Below are 17,769 nucleotides of genomic sequence, written 5' to 3'. Positions count from 1 at the left end.
GAAAGCTTGTTGTTATGCTGTCAGTCTTTTGGTTCTTCTGTCTCTTAACCAGTATTTCATTCTTTTCACTAAGTAGAACATTACCGGTACCATTACTAAAGTTAAGATGGTGGCATAAGTTAATCCGAAGATAATTGTCCAAGCCAAAGGCGACCAGAAAATTACGTTATCTCCACCCATGTACAAGTGCGGATTCAAATCGGTTACCAATCCAAAGAAGTCAAAGTTCAACCCTATGGCTAACGGGATTAATCCTAATACGGCTGTCAACGCGGTTAACAATACCGGACGCAAACGTGACTTCCCGCTTTCGATGATTACCTCTTTGATTTCGTTCAGGTCTAAATCGTCGTGACTTTCAACTCCTTTTTCGGCTACTTTTTTATCTAAGAGCAACACGAAGAAGTCCATCAATACAATTCCGTTCTTCACTACAATTCCCGCCAAGGAAATAATACCCATCATCGTCATTAAGACCACAAAGTCCATTCCGGCAATAATATAACCATAGAAAACACCACTGAAACTCAACAATACCGTAAACAAAATGACCATGGTTTTAGAAATCGAGTTAAACTGCAGTACAATAATAATCGTAATACCAGCCAAAGCTAAGAACAACGCATACATTAAGAAACTTTGGTTTTTGCCTTGTTCTTCCTGTACCCCGAGAAGGAGTAGCTAATGCCTTTTGGCAATTCGTATCCTTTTAATTCGGCTGCAATTTGTTTGGTTATTTCATCACCATTATACCCCGTCAGTACGTTAGAATAAATGGTCATGATGCGTTTGTACCCTTTACGTTTGATTTGGTTATAAGTATACGTTTTCTCCGTTTTAGAAACCGCCGATATAGGAACTTGTACAATTTGTCCATTATTCTGGTTGCGGAACGTTAACGACTGATTGAAAAGCACGTTTTCATCTTTACGTTGATCATCCTGCATACGCATTACAATGTTATAATCGTCATCTCCTTCTTTATAAGTCGAAATCTCCTGACCATAAACCGAACGGCGCAAATTATACCCTAATTGTCCTGTTGAAACTCCGGCACTACCGGCATTTACACGGTCAACCATCACTTCTAATTCCGGACTTTCTTTATTCACATCCACACTAAGCTTTTCAATACCGGGAATGTTTTTACTGTCAACAAAAGCAATCATTTTGCTGGCTTCTTTCAACATCACATCATAATCTGCTCCCGCAGCTCCGGTTAATTGAATACTGATAGGATAACCGGCCGGTGGCCCGTTAGCATCTTTTTCAACGGTAACTTTGGCACCTGCAATTCCTTTTACTTTGGCACGAATTTCTTCTAAAACATCCGAAGTGTTAATTCCTCTTCTGAATTTAAACTCTGAGAAATTCACGGTAACCTTACCTTTAAATGGTGTCTCCGAAGCGGAACCGGCATCTACATTAGGGTTTCCGGCACCAACACCTACTTGCGAAACAATACTTTCGGCTAAGAAATTTTTATTGGTTGTCGGATCGATATATTTTTTCAAAATAGAAATCACCTGTTTTTCTACAAAAAGCGTAGCCTTATTGGTTTTTTCAATATCGGTTCCTTGTGGATATTCAATATAAGTAATTACCTGTTTGGGTATATTATCCGGGAAGAACAATACTTTTCTAGGGAAAACTCCTAACAGTATGAACGATAAAAATAACATTCCGATGATACTTCCAAGGGCAATCCAAGCATTTCTTCCGGTTAATATTTTGGCCAAAAAGCGTTTGTATTTTTCTTCCATTCTAGGAAAGAAGCTGTGTTGAAAATCTTGTGTCCATTGGTACAATTTCAATTTATACAACCACATTAATCCCAATGAAATGATAGCCAAGTGACCAATAGCTCTGGCAAATTTTGAATCACCAACATTACCGATTACTACGAAGAGCACCCCAACGATAACAAAAATAATAGTGTACATTTTGGCCGATTTCGAAGTTACGTTTCTGTCTTCAATATCCATCGAACCTCCTGTCATGGCAGCGTTGACAATCATCGCTACAAATAACGAAGCGCCAAGAGTAACCGAAAGAGTCATCGGGAAATAAATCATGAATTTACCCATAGTTCCAGGCCATAAAGCAAAAGGTAAGAACGCCATCAAGGTGGTGGCAGTAGATGAAATTACCGGCCAGGCGATTTCGCCAATACCAATCTTAGAAGCTTGAAGTCGCGGCATCCCTTTTTTCATGTTGGCAAACACATTGTCCACCACTACGATTCCGTCATCCACTAACATCCCCAATCCCATTACCAATCCAAACAATACCATGGTGTTCAAGGTCAATCCAAAAGCGGAAAGGATAGTAAACGCCATCAACATAGACAGCGGAATAGCAGCTCCTACGAATAAAGAGTTTCGCAATCCCATGGTAAACATCAATACAATCATTACCAGCACAATTCCGAAGATAATGTGGTTGGATAATTCATCTACTTGGTGTTCAACACGAGAAGATTGGTCGTTGGTTAATTCTAATTTTAAGTCTTTTGGCAAATAATCAGCTTTCGCCAATTCTATTTTTTCTTTGACTTGCTCAATGGCAGAAATCATGTTTTGACCCGAACGTTTTTTTACGTTCAACATCACCACTTCGGTTCCTTTTTCACGGGCATAAGTTGTTTTTTCTTTTTCCTTAAACGAAACCGTAGCGATGTCTTTTAAGTAGACTGAACCACCATGCGATTTGACAATCACATTTTCCAGTTCTTTCGGATCTTTGATTTCTCCTACGATTCGGATGTTGTTTCGAGAACCTTGTGAGATTAAATTTCCTCCCGAAAGTGTCATGTTTTCATATTTCACGGCATTTTGAATGTCGTCAAACGAAACCTGAGCGGCTGTCATTTTGAAAATATCTACGGCAATTTCAACTTCTTTATCATCTACACCTAAAATGTCGACTTTCTTTACTTCGGGAATTTCTTCAATGTCATCTTGCAGTTTTTCGCCATATTTTTTAAGCTGTTGCGTGGTGTAATTTCCTTGCAGATTAATATTCAAAATAGGCACTTCTTCCGAAATGTTTAATTCAAAAACACTGGGTTCTACTTTACTTCCGTTATCCAGATTGGGCCAATCGGTATCGGCTTTAACCACATCCACTTTGTCTTTGATTTTGGTTTTGGCTTCTTCAATTCCCACTTTATCGCCGAACTCAACGATAATCATTCCGTAATCCTGAAATGAACTGGCGGTTACTTTTTCAACACCACTGATGTTTTTAATTTCTTTTTCGAGTGGTTTGACAATTAATTTTTCTACATCTTCGGCTGAATTCCCAGGGAATACAGAAGAAATGTAAACTTTATTTTCGATGATTTCCGGGAAATCTTCACGTGGCATTGTCACATAGGCAATCAAACCCGTAACGACAATCAAAAAGGTGAAGATGTAAACCGTGACTCTGTTGTCTACGGCCCAGCTCGATATGCTGAATTCTTTACTTTGGTGACTCATATTTTTATTTGGTTAATGGGTTTAGAAATTTAGTTTCATTCCTTCCGAAATGTTGTTAACGCCTTCGGTAACTATGATTTCATTAGCAGTTAAACCGCTTAGGATTTCAGTCACATTGTCTGAAGATTTTCCAACGGTAACAATTACTTTTTTAGCGGTTCCGGTTTTTCCGTTGCTGCCTTCTACGGTGTAAACAAAATGGTCGCCGTTTCCGTCTTCCTGAACTACATTGGTTGGCACTACAATAGCATTTTTATTCACATAATCAGTGATTTTTAGCTTAGCCACTTGGTTAGGACGCAACAAGTTTTCTGGATTGGGAACACTTACTTCAATACCAAAACTTCTGTTGCTTGGATTGATGAAGCTACCCACCTGACGCACTTTGCCTTTATAGGTTTTGTTCAAAGAAGTTAAATACACATCTACTAACGTACCCACTTTTAATTTGCCGATATAGGTTTCTGGAACTGTAGTGGAAACATACATATTGCCCAAATTCACTATACGCATTAAACCCTGAGCACTTGGCGCTACCACTTGTCCTTTTTCTACAAAAACTTCATCAATTGTTCCGGTGAACGGAGCACGAATAACTGTTTTTGTCAATTGTGCTTTGATTTGTGCTACTCCTTTTTGAGCCGAAATCATTTGGGTTTGTGCTTGTAAATACTGAATTTCAGATCCAATTTTTTTGTCCCAAAGATTTTTCTGTCTTTCAAAAGTGGTTTTGGCTAAAGCATATTGGTTTTCAGCATTGGCCAATTGTTGGCTCATACCGCCATCATCCACACGACCTAAAATTTGTCCTTTAGCAACGCGGTCTCCGGCTTTTACCGTTAGCGATGTTAATGTTCCACTAAATTCCGGTTGTACCAAAATATTTTCTTTGGTATTCACGCTTCCCTGAATGTCAAGATAATGATTGAAAACCGTATCTTTTACTGTTGTTACCGAAACCAAAGCTTCTTCTTTTTTAACATCCAATGTTGCTAAAGCCGCTTCAATTTTGGTAATGTCGCCTTGCAAAGCCGTTTTTTTATCCTGCAAAGCTTTTACATTTTTAGCAGAGATTAAATCATCAATGCTATCCTTCTTTACTCCGTTTGAACAGGACAGTAAAAAAATGGAAAATGCCGATAGGTATAGTATTTTTTTCATTTGTAATAGGTTAGTTTTTATTTAATATTTTTTCTAAAGTTGCTTTTTTGTTGATGACATCTACCATTGATTGCAGATAATCTTGCTGTTTGCTGTACAATTGTTGTTGAGCTTCTGTAAAATCAAAACTGGAAGAAAGACCTTCACGAAATTTGATTTGTTGTTTGCCTTCGATTCTTTCGGCTAAGCTTAAATTGTTTTTGGCAGTCGCAAATTGTTCCAAACTGTATTCATAATCGCTTTTGGCTTTTTCAAATTGCAGTTTCAGTTTTTGTTCGGTTTCAATCAATTGTGTTTTTGATTGTTCCAAAGCAATTTTGGCTTGTTGTGTTCGGGCACTTCTACCAAAGCTACTGAAGATTGGCACGTTTAAACCAACTCCTAAGTTGGAATAATTGAACCATTTTTGATCTGTGTTAAACATGGTAAAACGACTTCCAAAAGTATTTGAACCAAAATTTACGGCCGCTCCCAGCGTTGGCAAGGCTTTGCTTTTTTCCAGTTTCACTAGTAAACGGTTACTTTCTTCAACATTTTTGCCAATTTGGTAATCAATGTTGTTTTCCACACTGAATTCTTCTTTCAAAATGGCCAAATCCAGATTGTTTTGTGTAAGCGCCGTAAGATTGTCCGTTAGGATTAATTCTTCGTTCAAGTCGATGCCTAAAACTAACTTCAGCATATTGCTTGCAATAGATTTCATTCTCTTAGAATATTCTAATGAACTTTCAACCGTAGCCAATGTAAGCTGTAATTGCTCTACGTTTTCTTCCTCGATTAATCCGTTTTTGAATACTTCACGGGTGTCGTTGAGGGTTTTGGTCAAAATGGTTTTGTTTTTTTCTAAAATCAAAACACTTTCTTGGGCCAACAATACATTGCCATAGGAATTAACCACAATTTCTCTTAACTCGTTGTTGGTTTTTATTTTGGCATTTTGTGAAATCTTCAAATAGGTTTTTGCCGATTGCAACCCTACTAAATAGGAACCATCAAAAATCAGTTGGCTCAACTTCAACCCGGCATCCATCGAATTATAATTTCCAAATTCTAATGTATTGGTTACGCCATTAACCGTAAATTGATTTTGTTGAATCTTAAAGTTGTTTTGATAATTCACACTCCCGTCTAAATGAGGCAAACCAATGGTGGTGGTTTCCCATTTTTTTTGCTTGGCGGCTTCAATATCTCTATTGGCATTGATGGCTGAATAATTGTGCTCGAGCGCATGAGCAATGGCTTGCTGCAAACTAAACGAATAGTTTTGCTTTTTTTCCTGAGCCTGCATGATGCCTGCCATCAGGAGAAAGAGTAGTATAACTTTGTTTTTCATAGATTGATGATTATTGATTATTGTTTTTAATTATTTCTTCTAAAACGGCGATACCTTTTGCGGTGCTAATCCCTCTTACATGGTATTCTAAATAGGTTTCTTGTACTAATTTTGAACTGAATTGTATTGGATTAAAAAGCTCTGCATCTTTAATGCTGGTCATGCCGGCAAAATAAAAACGACCAATTAATTCCAGATTAATATCGTCACGAAACAAGCCTTGTTCAATTCCTTTTCGAAGGTTTTCGATAACACAATCTCCCATTTTTTCAAACTGACGCGACATTAGTGTCTTGTGAATTTGCGGATAGTATTTTTGCAATTGATAAATTGGCGAGGTGCTTTCGTTTTTTAAATTTTTCAAAACAAAATCCTTAATGGCATAAAGCTCCTCAATTGGATTTTTATCCATAGCTTGAATGTTATCTATCCCGCAAGAAATGGTTTCAAATAAATGCATCGTCACCGCTTCTACTAAATCGGTTTTATTTTCAAAATGTTGGTAAATCGTTTTTTTGGAAATCCCCATTTTCGAAGCAATATCATCCATAGTTACACTCTTAAACCCGAAGGATAGGTACATTTCCGTTGCTTTGTCTATAATTTTAGTATTCATGGTATTTATAAATTATGGTGCAAATGTAATACGGAAACTTTTAACACAAAAATAGTTTCCTAAGTTTTTACATTTTTTTAACATTTACTTCACGCTTTGATAAAAGCATTATTTGGATTACTTTAGCCAAAAAAAGCCATGCACGCGATATCGCAGTATCAGGACATAGTCACAACCCATTTCAATTCCTTATCTTTTCAAAAAGAACCCAATTCTCTTTATGAACCCATACGGTATATCCTTTCGCTTGGGGGCAAAAGATTGCGTCCGGTTTTAACGTTAATGGCCACCGAAGTCTTTGATGCCGATTGTCATGAAGCATTAGCCGCAGCAACGGCGGTTGAGGTTTTTCACAACTTTTCGCTGATACACGATGATATTATGGACGATGCACCACTTAGACGAGGGAAAGAAACGGTACACGAAAAATGGAACGTGAATACCGGAATTTTATCCGGCGATGCGATGCTGATTTTGGCGTATCAATATTTTGAAAGTTATGAGCCGACAGTTTTTCGCGAATTGGCCAAATTATTCAGTAAAACAGCATTAGAGGTTTGTGAAGGTCAGCAATACGATGTTGATTTTGAAACTCGAGACGATGTTACGATTCCCGAATACCTGAAAATGATAGAATACAAAACAGCCGTTTTGGTTGGAGCTGCTATGAAAATGGGGGCTATTGTAGCGCAAACTTCGGATGAAAACGCCTCTGCGATTTATGATTTCGGATTGAATTTGGGCATAGCCTTTCAGTTGCAAGACGATTATTTAGATGCGTTCGGTAACCCGGAAACTTTCGGGAAACAGGTTGGTGGCGACATTATTGAAAATAAAAAGACCTATTTATACCTCAAAGCAATTGAGTTTGCCAAACCCAATGAAAAGGAACAATTACTGCATTTGTTTTCTATTCAACCCAATGATAATACGGATAAAATCAATTCGGTGAAAGAAATTTTCAATCAAACCGGCGCTTCGGAAGCCACACAAAAAGCCATTCAAGATTATACTTTTACCGCTTTTGCCATGTTGGAAAAAATAAATATCAATGCTGATAAAAAAGCAATTTTGAAAGCTTTTGGCGAAAATTTAATGAATCGAAATGTCTAGTTATTTAGCCCCTATAAACACTGATCAATTACTTTCGGAAGCCGAGAAAGAAAACCTGTACGCTAAACTTTTGGAGCAAATCAACAAGGACTTCAATTTTGCCAACGAGCCGATTGACTTTCCGCAAAGCACTTCGCCTTATGAGTTGAAAGTACAGCTACATGAAAAAATTTACCGCTTGATTCAATACAAATACTCAGAACTACTCAATCTGCTTTACATTATTGATGTTCCAGAAGAAAATGTCAAACAATTAGACGGAAGCGATACAGTGGAACTTTCCGAACAAATTGCTTTTTTGGTTTTGAGAAGAGAATGGATGAAAGTTTGGTTTAGAAACCGTCTTTAGGTCCTGAAAGCAGTAAGTTAATTAGCCCGGAAACAATAGTGCCACCTATATCTGAGGTGCCATATGGGTTGAACGAGTCCATTTTAATTCCGTCAAAACCATAATTCGGAAACGACTTGATGTTACTCATATAATAAGTATCATTAACCTTTACAAAAGTATCATTCAACTGTGTTGTAGGATTGTAAACTTCTAAGGCATAGCCGGAAGCGAAATTCTTTTGACTCAGATAATTGGGTTTAAAAGACAGCGGACTGACATTAACATTCAAAAATCCGGACTGGTATTTACTTTTCGGAATTTTATTGTTCCCAAACGAGATGGGGTTTTGCGAAAATCCCACAAAACTCAAAAGCAATGCTGTGGAGTAAAAAATAGTTTTCATACTTAAAAAAATACTCTTACAAACGGCATAAATGCACTGCCGTAGATATCTTTGTTTTTATCAAATAATACGTTGAATCTGGCGCCAATCGTAACATTATCTGCCCGATAACCACCACCTACATACAAACCGGTGTTCCAAAAACTTTTTTTGATGTTGTTGTATAAATCGGAGTAGGTATTGTTTACATGAATTTCTTCCACTTCCAATGAAAACTGTATCTCTTCAATTGGACTAAAAAGACCAATTACACTTCCGCCAACAATATTGGAGTTGTAAAAATTGCGCTGCTTCAAATGACTGTACTGCAATCCGAGACCTAAAGCAAAATTGTCATCAAAATTGTAAATCGCACTGGGCGCTATGGTAATATCAGTATAATCATTTCCGGCACTGATACCAAAACCACCGCCAAATTGAACATGGTCCCAAAACTCACCGGTTTTAGCTTTTGGCAAAGGTTTTTCCTGAGATAAAACCGTCATAGGAATTCCAAATAAAAAATAAAAAGCATTACACGGGTTGCCATTTGAAAGGTATTCTTTTGCATAGCGATATATATATTTAATTAGCGTTATAAATGTACTAAAAACATTGAAAGATTATTACAAATGTCATACTTTTGCAACTGATTTTCTAATACTAAGATTATTTACTTATAAGATCATGGATAGGTTTTCCTTTTTAAACGCAGCACACACCGAATTTTTTGCCGATTTATACGAACAATACCTTCAAAATCCCGATAGCGTAGAACCAAGCTGGAGAGCCTTTTTTCAAGGGTTCGACTTTGGAATGACGACCTACAACGAGGAAAATGCAGGGGAGCAAATAGTGGCCACACTAAACAGCAATCAGGATTGTAGTATTGTTTCCGATAAATTGCAAAAAGAATTTAATGTATTAAGTTTAATTGACGGCTACAGAACACGCGGTCATTTATTTACCCAAACCAATCCGGTGCGTGACCGTAGAGTGTACGAGCCGAACTTAGATATCGAAAATTTCGGTTTATCTGCCGCCGATTTAGATACAGTTTTTGATGCCGCTAAAATTTTAGGAAAACAACCTTTAACTTTAAAACAAATCCTCGAAGTTTTGAAGCGTATGTATTGCCAACATATTGGTATCGAATACATGCACATGGAAAATCCGATTTTTGTGAATTGGGTTCAGGAAAGATTAAATAAAAACGACAACCAACCGAGTTTTGATGCCGAACAAAAAAAGCACATTTTAGGAAAACTGAATGAAGCCGTTTCGTTTGAAAACTTTTTGCATACCAAATATGTAGGTCAAAAACGTTTCTCGTTAGAAGGTGGTGAAAGTATCATCCCGGCTTTAGATGCGTTGATTGAAACCGCAGCCGAAAAAGGCGTAGAACATTTCGTTATGGGAATGGCACACCGTGGTCGTTTAAATACTTTAGCCAATATTTTTGGCAAAGCAACTCAAGACATTTTCTCCGAATTTGACGGAAAAGATTACGACAAAGAATATTTCGATGGTGACGTGAAGTACCACTTAGGGTTAACCTCGGAAAGAAAAACCAAATCGGGTAAAAAAATCAATATCAATTTAGCACCAAACCCTTCGCACTTGGAAACAGTAGGCGCTGTAATTGAAGGAATCACCCGTGCCAAGCAAGACAAATATTTCCCGGAAGATTTCTCTAAAGTATTGCCCATAGCCGTTCACGGGGATGCCGCAGTAGCAGGACAAGGAATCGTATACGAAATCGTGCAAATGGCACAATTAGACGGATACAAAACCGGTGGAACTATTCATATTGTAATTAACAACCAAGTTGGATTTACAACCAATTATTTAGATGCGCGTTCGTCAACGTACTGTACCGATGTGGCCAAAGTAACGTTGTCGCCGATTCTTCACGTGAATTCGGATGATGCCGAAGCGGTAGTGCACGCGATGTTGTTTGCGTTAGATTTCAGAATGGCTTTCGGAAGAGACGTCTTTATTGATTTGTTAGGTTACAGAAAATATGGTCACAACGAAGGTGATGAACCTCGTTTTACCCAACCGCTATTGTACAAATTAATAGCGCGTCATAAAAACCCGAGAGATATTTATTCAGAGCAATTAATTACAGCCGGAATCGTTGATGCGGCCTATGTAACCAAAATAGAAAACGAATACAAAGCGAAGTTGGATGAAAATCTGCAAGCTTCCCGTAAAAAAGATTTGACCATTATTAAGCCTTTTTTACAAGATGCTTGGGAAGGGTTTGTACAGGTTTCGGACGATGAAATGTTGAAAAAAGTAGACACCAAATTCGACCAAAAGAAACTGGATGCTATCCTGGAAACTATTTCGACTTTACCATCCGATAAAAAATTCATCAGCAAGATTTCTAAAATCGTAACCGATAGAAAAACGATGTATGACAATGATGTTATCGATTGGGGAACGGCTGAAACCTTAGCTTACGGTTCGTTATTAACTGAAGGTTACGACGTTCGTTTATCCGGGCAAGACGTAGAAAGAGGAACCTTCTCACACCGTCATGCCGTGGTAAAAGTGGAAGACAGCGAAGAAGAAGTAATCTTGTTGAATGCTGTAAAAGACAAAAAAGGGAAGTTCAATGTGTTTAACTCCTTCCTTTCAGAATATGGCGTTTTGGGATTTGACTACGGGTACGCCTTAGCCAATCCGAATGCCTTAACGATTTGGGAAGCCCAATTCGGGGATTTCTCTAACGGTGCCCAAATCATGATCGACCAATATATTTCGTGTGGCGAAGACAAATGGAACAATCAAAACGGAATCGTTCTATTATTGCCTCACGGATACGAAGGACAAGGAGCAGAGCACTCGTCAGCGCGTATGGAACGTTACTTACAACTGTGTGCTAAACACAATATGTACGTAGCCGATTGTACCACGCCGGCCAACTTCTTCCACTTGTTGCGTCGCCAAATGAAAACCAAATTCCGCAAACCATTAGTGGTATTCTCGCCAAAAAGTTTGTTACGCCACCCGTTGTGCGTTTCGACTCGTGAGGAATTGTACAAAGGCAGCTTCCAGGAGGTAATCAATGACAATTCGGTGGATAAGAAAAAAGTAAAAACTGTTGTTTTCTGTACCGGAAAATTCTATTACGATATCTTAGCCGAAAGAGAAAACTTAGGCAGAAATGATGTAGCTTTGGTACGCATCGAGCAGTTGTTCCCGTTACCGACAGAACAATTGAAAGCCGTGATTGACAGTTATCCGAATGCCGACGATTTCGTTTGGGCACAAGAAGAACCGAAAAACATGGGCGCTTACAGTTATATGCTAATGAATTTCGACTTAGTGCCATGGCGTTTAGCTTCATTAAAAGCGTATGCTGCACCGGCTGCCGGAAGTCACACCAGAGACAGAAGACGTCATGCTGATGCTATTAGAATGGTATTCGACAAGAATTTATTCAGATAAGAATTAGGAGCTATTTCCCGCTTTCCGCGCTACATGGTAGCTTGCTGCAATAGGGGCTAGAAAAATATAAAACAAGAACAACACATAAAATTATAAACCATGATTTTAGAAATGAAAGTCCCTTCACCGGGAGAATCGATTAAAGAAGTAGAAATCGCAACTTGGTTAGTACAAGACGGTGATTATGTAGAAAAAGACCAAGCCATTGCTGAGGTTGATTCTGATAAAGCTACCTTAGAGTTACCGGCAGAAGCCAGCGGAATCATCACCCTAAAAGCCGAAGAAGGCGATGCAGTAGCCGTTGGTGCTGTAGTTTGTTTAATCGATACTAGTGCAGCAAAACCAAGTGGAAGTGCTCCGGCCGCAGAAGTAAAACCTGCAGCAGTGGAAGCACCAAAACCAGAAGCGCCTAAAAAAGAAGAAGTTAAAGCAGCTCCGGCTCCGGTAGCAACATATGCTGCCAAAACGCCTTCACCGGCCGCTAAGAAAATACTAGACGAAAAAAACATCCAACCCTCTGATGTTGTGGGTACTGGTAAAGACAGCAGAATCACCAAAGAAGATGCGGTAAATGCTGTACCATCTATGGGAACACCTACCGGAGGTACTCGTGGTTCAGAAAGAACGAAACTTTCTATGTTGCGTCGTAAAGTTGCGGAAAGACTAGTGTCTGCCAAAAACGAAACGGCCATGTTGACTACATTTAACGAAGTAGACATGACCAATATCTACGCGTTACGTGACCAATACAAAGAAGAATTCAAAGCCAAACACGGTTTAGGATTGGGCTTTATGTCGTTCTTTACCAAAGCCGTAACCCGTGCTTTACAATTATACCCTGACGTAAACTCAATGATCGATGGTCAAGAGAAAATCTCTTATGACTTCTGCGATATTTCCGTAGCGGTTTCAGGGCCAAAAGGCTTAATGGTTCCGGTAATGAGAAATGCAGAAACTTTATCTTTCAGAGGAGTGGAAGCTGAAATTAAAAGATTGGCTTTACGTGCTCGTGACGGTCAAATCACTGTAGATGAAATGACAGGCGGAACTTTTACTATTTCTAATGGTGGTGTTTTCGGAAGTATGTTGTCTACGCCAATTATCAACCCACCACAATCCGGTATTTTAGGAATGCACAATGTAGTGGAAAGAGCTATCGTAAGAAACGGACAAATCGTGATTGCTCCGGTAATGTACGTAGCGTTATCCTATGACCACCGAATTATCGACGGACGTGAGTCGGTTGGATTCTTAGTTGCTGTAAAAGAAGCACTGGAAAATCCGGTAGAAATTTTGATGAATAACAACCCTAAGAAAGCTTTAGAGCTATAGGGTTTATACCTGCCTCGGATGAGGCGCCTATATATTTAAATCCCGTTTGTTTTTCGAGCGGGATTTTTCTTTTCTTTGTGATTCATTTTTAGGATATGAAGCAAACTAAAAAACAAGCGGCGATAGGATTTATTTTTATCACCATGCTGATTGATATTACGGGTTGGGGAATTATCATTCCGGTGATTCCCAAATTAATCAAAGAACTCATTCATGGCGACATTAGTGAAGCCGCCAAATATGGAGGTTGGTTGACCTTTGCTTATGCCATAACACAGTTTGTTTGTGCACCTCTAATTGGTAATCTAAGCGATAAATACGGACGGCGTCCCATTATACTGATTTCGCTTTTTGCTTTTGCTATGGATTATTTGTTATTGGCCTTTTCGCCAACAATTGCTTGGTTGTTTGTGGGAAGAATTATTGCCGGAGTGACCGGTGCCAGCATTACTACGGCATCGGCTTATATTGCGGATGTCAGCACGCCCGAAAATAGAGCCAAAAACTTCGGAATGATTGGTGCTGCTTTTGGTTTAGGCTTTATCATTGGACCTGTTATTGGAGGTTTGTTGGGACAATATGGCTCACGAGTTCCGTTTTATGCCGCGGCCATTTTGTGTATGTTGAATTTCTTATACGGTTACTTTATTTTACCGGAATCCTTATCGAAAATGAACAGCAGAGCCTTTGAATGGAAACGTGCCAATCCTGTTGGAGCCTTACTTAATTTAAAAAAATATCCGTCTTTGATAGGTTTGGTTTTAGCCGTTTTTCTGTTGTATGTTGGTTCCCATGCCGTGCACAGTAATTGGAGTTTTTATACTATGTACCGTTTTCACTGGGATGAAAAAATGGTTGGGATTTCCCTTGGGGTTGTCGGACTCTTAGTAGGGATTGTACAAGGAGGATTAATTCGGTGGACTAATCCTAAATTAGGGAATGAGAAAAGTATCTACATTGGTTTGGCACTTTATACGATAGGGATGTTGCTTTTTGCTGTAGCTACCGAAAGCTGGATGATGTTTACATTTTTAATACCGTACTGTTTGGGCGGTATAGCCGGACCGGCATTGCAGAGCGTCATTTCAGGAAAAGTACCGCCTAATGAGCAAGGAGAGATTCAAGGAACCTTAGCCAGTTTGATGAGTGCTTCGGCTATTGTTGGCCCTCCCATGATGACTAATACTTTTTACTTTTTCACCCACAAGGAAGCCCCTTTTCAATTACCGGGAGCACCATTTATTTTGGGTGGTTTTTTAATGTTGGTGAGCACGTTTATTGCTTACTTCGCTTTACATAAGAGCAAAAAAATCCTGCTGATGGTGACTAGGCAGGACTCTTTAATCATTTCGTTATTTTAATAAGCCTACCAATTACCGTAAAATAATGGCAGGCTTTTAATGGAGAAAAGAAATTTATTTCTTAATGATCTTTACTGTTTTTTCTTGTCCGCCGCTGGTAATTTTTACGAAGTAGATACCATTAGAAAGTTCAGAAATGTTGAGTTCAGTTTGTAATTCATTTACTTTTTTGGACAGGATTTTTTGTCCCAATACTGAGCTGATTTCTATTTCATCAATAGTAGTTGCGTTGGAAAGCATCAACGTGTTTTTAACCGGGTTAGGGTAATAGTTGAAGTTCGTAAATGCAAAATCATCATTTCCTAAAGCAACAACAGTTGTCGAAACGGTATTGGTTTGAATCGGAGCATTGTAATCAAAATAGATATTGGCGGTATTGCTAATTACATTCCCAAGGGCAATAGACGAAATTGGTTTTACTTTATAGCTGATATAACCATGACTTTCCGGTTCGTTTAAATTCCCCGGCAAGTTTATGCCTTCGAACAGAAATTCATTATGCCCGTTTTTATTTTTCACTCGGCAATTATGACTTGTTGATACCAACTGAAATGTACTCCAATCTAATTTGGCATCTAAATCATTTAAGACTCTTATGTTGATGGCATCAGAGTCCCCGATGTTTTGAAAACGAATGGTGTAATGCAGATAATCCTGTTGGGCTTGCGCCAAAGTTATAGTACTTCCTTCATGAACGGCAATGTCATTTGGGTCTTGAGAGTTTACCACCGTTTGAGAGGTACTATTGGTGTTGTTCGTTGGCGTAGCATCAGCAACCGTTGGTGTAACGGAAGCGCTAAAGGCAGCAATATCTCCTGAGTCTACTGTTGGAGGAGTGGCTACCTGAAACTTAACATTTTTAACCAATCGGCTTTCAAAAGGAGTTAGATTTGAAAAGGTATACGTTAAGGTGTTTGTTGCTAAGTTAGTTGGGGAAGGCGAACTGCTTAGAAACGACATTTTAGAATTGTCAAATTGGAAGGTAACCTGACCGCTTAGCGTAGTACTTCCGTTGTTTTTATACCAAATATTGTAGAATACCGGAAGTCCCGGTACGACATTGAATAAGGGAATCAATACGACTTCCAAATCATTCACATTCGAATTGATTGAAACACAAAAATCGCCAAAACTGGCCACTACACCGGCTGTTGCAAAATTGATGGTTTGAGTGGGAGGTGTAACGGTAAAATAGCTGGGTAAGTCAGTTACTGAAACGGTATTGTTTCCAACATCAGCGATTAGATAATAATTACTTGCTCCATCGTAATTGGTATAGCTTGTATATGTACTGGAACCGTTTACATTCTTTACTTTAATGTTGTTTAAATAGGCATCTCCCGGATCACAACCATTACTATTGGCATCAAATTTCACTTTTCCAGTAATCCTATTTTTGAAAACAACAATATAAGCATAGTTTACATAGCAATCGTTGGTGTTACTGATGCTGCAAATCTTATAAGGCAACACATAAGTTCCTTCAATTACCGTTGAGGCAATGGTTATGCTTCCGTTGCTATTTAAGGTAAAACCGGTAGGAGGAGTACTCAAAGGCGAAATGAGAACACTTGAAGAGTCTGTAATTGGGTTTCCATTTAGGGTGTCATTATTAAGAACACTTGCAGTAGTGGTGTTCGGGTAATTGGTATAACTGTCATAATTGGCCACCAGATTTGAAACGCCTACAACGGCAAAATAAGCAGCTGCTTGTGCACAGGAATTGTTAAATTCACAAACGGTGTAGGGTACATAATAGGAACCGGGGGCAGTTCCCGAATCTACGGTGATGGTTCCATCAAAATTTAATGTTACGCCAGGCGATACGGTATATGGTGTAATATAGGAATTTGAAGTATTGAGGTTTCCACCGGAACAAGGAGAAAAATCATTATCAAGGACACTAGGGGTGATTCCACCGGTAGCATTATCAATCTCCATAAAATAATCATCTATGGCATAAGGCGGAGGATAAAAAAGGGTTAGGTTCACATAGCCGGTACTGCAATTGGTTGGATGGGCTATTTCGCATATTTCATAAGTCAAAACATAACTTCCGGTAAAAGATGGATTCATTACAAAAATATCTCCGTTAGATTGAATTAGAATCTCAGGATAGATGGCATTATAGTTTAATGTAACAGTAGCCGGATGATAAACGTTATCAGGTTGACTGTAATAGGAAACGAGTACTGCCGGCTCACCATTTAAAGTGTCAATATAATTTAAATCAGGACCTGAGCCCAAGACGTTTCCAACAAAAAAACCACATACCGGCGCAAAAAAACTATCCGGATTGGCTAAAATTTTGGTGTTAATGGTTACAATGCCGGTGTCGCATACCGAGGCATTTGCGGCATCACATATCTTGTAGGTTAGCGAATAAGTCCCTTGTGGCGTTCCACCTGCTACAATGACATTGCTGCCCGATAATGAAATTCCCGGGTTTGTGGAAGAAACCATTGAAATGATAACGTTGCTGGCTTGCGCTTGGCTCGCGTTTACGGTATCATTAAGCAAACAATTACCTGCGGTCACTTGGCTGGCTCCATATACAACGGCAAAGATGTCATCATTAGCATTAACCTGCCCAAACGAAATAGTGCTGAAGAATCCGAAAACTAATAAAAATAAAGAAAGGTAGTTTTTTATCATGGCTTATTATTTTGATAATCAAATGTAAACAGAAAATGAGTAAAAATAACTATCTCATTTAGTATTAAATGGTTTTCATCGACTATTTGGGCTATTTTAAATACAAACAATGATTGTAATAATCAATAATAGCTTTCCCTTCCAGTAAAACATCAGCACCAATAATACCATGCACCGGTTTGGCTTTGTATTGTAGTAAGGCTTCATTAACATGCACCATATCAAAAATCACTAAGTGAAATTCCGCTGTTTTCCATCGACCAATTTGCAAGGTGTTGTTTTTGGCAATTTGGGTCAACATGCCCGTTGCTCCGGCCCCGGAAGCTTTGGTTTTTGATTTTCCGGCTTTCAGATGAAAAAGTTCGATACCGTCAAAACCAACACAACTGTTGCTGGCTCCGGTATCCAGGATAAAATTTCCGGAAACACCATTAATCGTGGCTTTAACCAACAAATGCTGCGTCTTGGAAACTTTAAAAGCAATCTTTTTATACTTTTCGTGTTTGAGTATGTCGTGTAGGTTTTTCATAATAAGGGAATGAAA

Annotated in this window: 12 protein-coding genes and 1 pseudogene; 5 read left to right on the top strand and 8 right to left on the bottom strand. The window is 38.7% G+C overall.

The window, feature by feature from the left end; translation table 11 throughout:
* Positions 1-12 precede the first annotated feature (12 nt).
* The 4 genes and pseudogenes from GUU89_RS03420 to GUU89_RS03405 all read right to left on the bottom strand — a co-directional run bounded on the left by GUU89_RS03420 (position 13) and on the right by GUU89_RS03405 (position 6,592).
* Positions 13-3,482 (bottom strand): annotated as a pseudogene (locus GUU89_RS03420) (efflux RND transporter permease subunit).
* 21 nt (positions 3,483-3,503) lie between these two features.
* Positions 3,504-4,643 carry an efflux RND transporter periplasmic adaptor subunit gene (locus GUU89_RS03415; RefSeq protein WP_162126608.1) on the bottom strand — a complete coding sequence of 380 codons (1,140 nt, stop codon included), beginning with the start codon at positions 4,641-4,643 and terminating at the stop codon, positions 3,504-3,506.
* A gap of 10 nt (positions 4,644-4,653) precedes the next feature.
* On the bottom strand, positions 4,654-5,976 hold the full coding sequence (locus GUU89_RS03410) for a TolC family protein (protein ID WP_162126607.1): 1,323 nt from the start codon (positions 5,974-5,976) through the stop codon (positions 4,654-4,656).
* Positions 5,977-5,986: 10 nt separating this feature from the next.
* A complete protein-coding gene (locus GUU89_RS03405) occupies positions 5,987-6,592 on the bottom strand; it encodes a TetR/AcrR family transcriptional regulator (protein WP_162126606.1) in 606 nt (201 codons plus the stop codon).
* A 138-nt stretch (positions 6,593-6,730) separates the two neighbouring features.
* Between GUU89_RS03405 and GUU89_RS03400 the strand changes: the two genes are divergently transcribed.
* Positions 6,731-7,705: a polyprenyl synthetase family protein gene (locus GUU89_RS03400; protein ID WP_162126605.1), complete on the top strand. Its 975-nt coding sequence runs from the start codon at positions 6,731-6,733 to the stop codon at positions 7,703-7,705.
* The gene (locus tag GUU89_RS03395; protein WP_162126604.1) at positions 7,698-8,054 is read left to right on the top strand and encodes a hypothetical protein; all 357 of its coding nucleotides are present in this window, start codon (positions 7,698-7,700) and stop codon (positions 8,052-8,054) included. Before GUU89_RS03400 ends, GUU89_RS03395 begins: the two co-directional genes overlap by 8 nt.
* On the opposite strand, the gene GUU89_RS03390 is transcribed toward GUU89_RS03395, so the two are convergent.
* Both GUU89_RS03390 and GUU89_RS03385 read right to left on the bottom strand, forming a co-directional pair.
* Positions 8,038-8,439 carry a hypothetical protein gene (locus GUU89_RS03390; RefSeq protein WP_162126603.1) on the bottom strand — a complete coding sequence of 134 codons (402 nt, stop codon included), beginning with the start codon at positions 8,437-8,439 and terminating at the stop codon, positions 8,038-8,040. The two genes, GUU89_RS03395 and GUU89_RS03390, sit on opposite strands and share 17 nt — an antisense overlap.
* Positions 8,440-8,441: 2 nt before the next feature.
* Positions 8,442-8,924, bottom strand: a complete 483-nt coding sequence (locus GUU89_RS03385) for a hypothetical protein (RefSeq protein ID WP_162126602.1) — start codon at positions 8,922-8,924, stop codon at positions 8,442-8,444.
* Positions 8,925-9,105: 181 nt separating this feature from the next.
* Here GUU89_RS03385 and GUU89_RS03380 point away from each other — a divergent pair, with 181 nt between their 5' ends.
* The 3 genes from GUU89_RS03380 to GUU89_RS03370 all read left to right on the top strand — a co-directional run bounded on the left by GUU89_RS03380 (position 9,106) and on the right by GUU89_RS03370 (position 14,570).
* Complete coding sequence (locus GUU89_RS03380; protein WP_162126601.1) at positions 9,106-11,877, top strand: 2-oxoglutarate dehydrogenase E1 component; 2,772 nt, start codon at positions 9,106-9,108, stop codon at positions 11,875-11,877.
* Between the two features lie 99 nt (positions 11,878-11,976).
* Complete coding sequence (odhB, locus tag GUU89_RS03375; RefSeq protein ID WP_162126600.1) at positions 11,977-13,209, top strand: 2-oxoglutarate dehydrogenase complex dihydrolipoyllysine-residue succinyltransferase; 1,233 nt, start codon at positions 11,977-11,979, stop codon at positions 13,207-13,209.
* Positions 13,210-13,304: 95 nt separating this feature from the next.
* A complete protein-coding gene (locus tag GUU89_RS03370) occupies positions 13,305-14,570 on the top strand; it encodes a TCR/Tet family MFS transporter (RefSeq protein ID WP_162126599.1) in 1,266 nt (421 codons plus the stop codon).
* 54 nt (positions 14,571-14,624) lie between these two features.
* Here the strand turns inward: GUU89_RS03370 and GUU89_RS03365 are convergent, their stop codons facing one another.
* Together GUU89_RS03365 and GUU89_RS03360 are read right to left on the bottom strand one after the other, a co-directional pair.
* The gene (locus tag GUU89_RS03365; RefSeq protein WP_162126598.1) at positions 14,625-17,225 is read right to left on the bottom strand and encodes a T9SS type A sorting domain-containing protein; all 2,601 of its coding nucleotides are present in this window, start codon (positions 17,223-17,225) and stop codon (positions 14,625-14,627) included.
* Between the two features lie 91 nt (positions 17,226-17,316).
* On the bottom strand, positions 17,317-17,754 hold the full coding sequence (locus GUU89_RS03360; protein WP_162126597.1) for a retropepsin-like aspartic protease: 438 nt from the start codon (positions 17,752-17,754) through the stop codon (positions 17,317-17,319).
* Positions 17,755-17,769 lie beyond the last annotated feature (15 nt).

The sequence above is a fragment of the Flavobacterium phycosphaerae genome (assembly GCF_010119235.1).
Classification (GTDB): domain Bacteria; phylum Bacteroidota; class Bacteroidia; order Flavobacteriales; family Flavobacteriaceae; genus Flavobacterium; species Flavobacterium phycosphaerae.
Note: the sequence above shows the minus strand (reverse complement) of the source record. Positions and strands in the feature narration are given on the sequence as shown.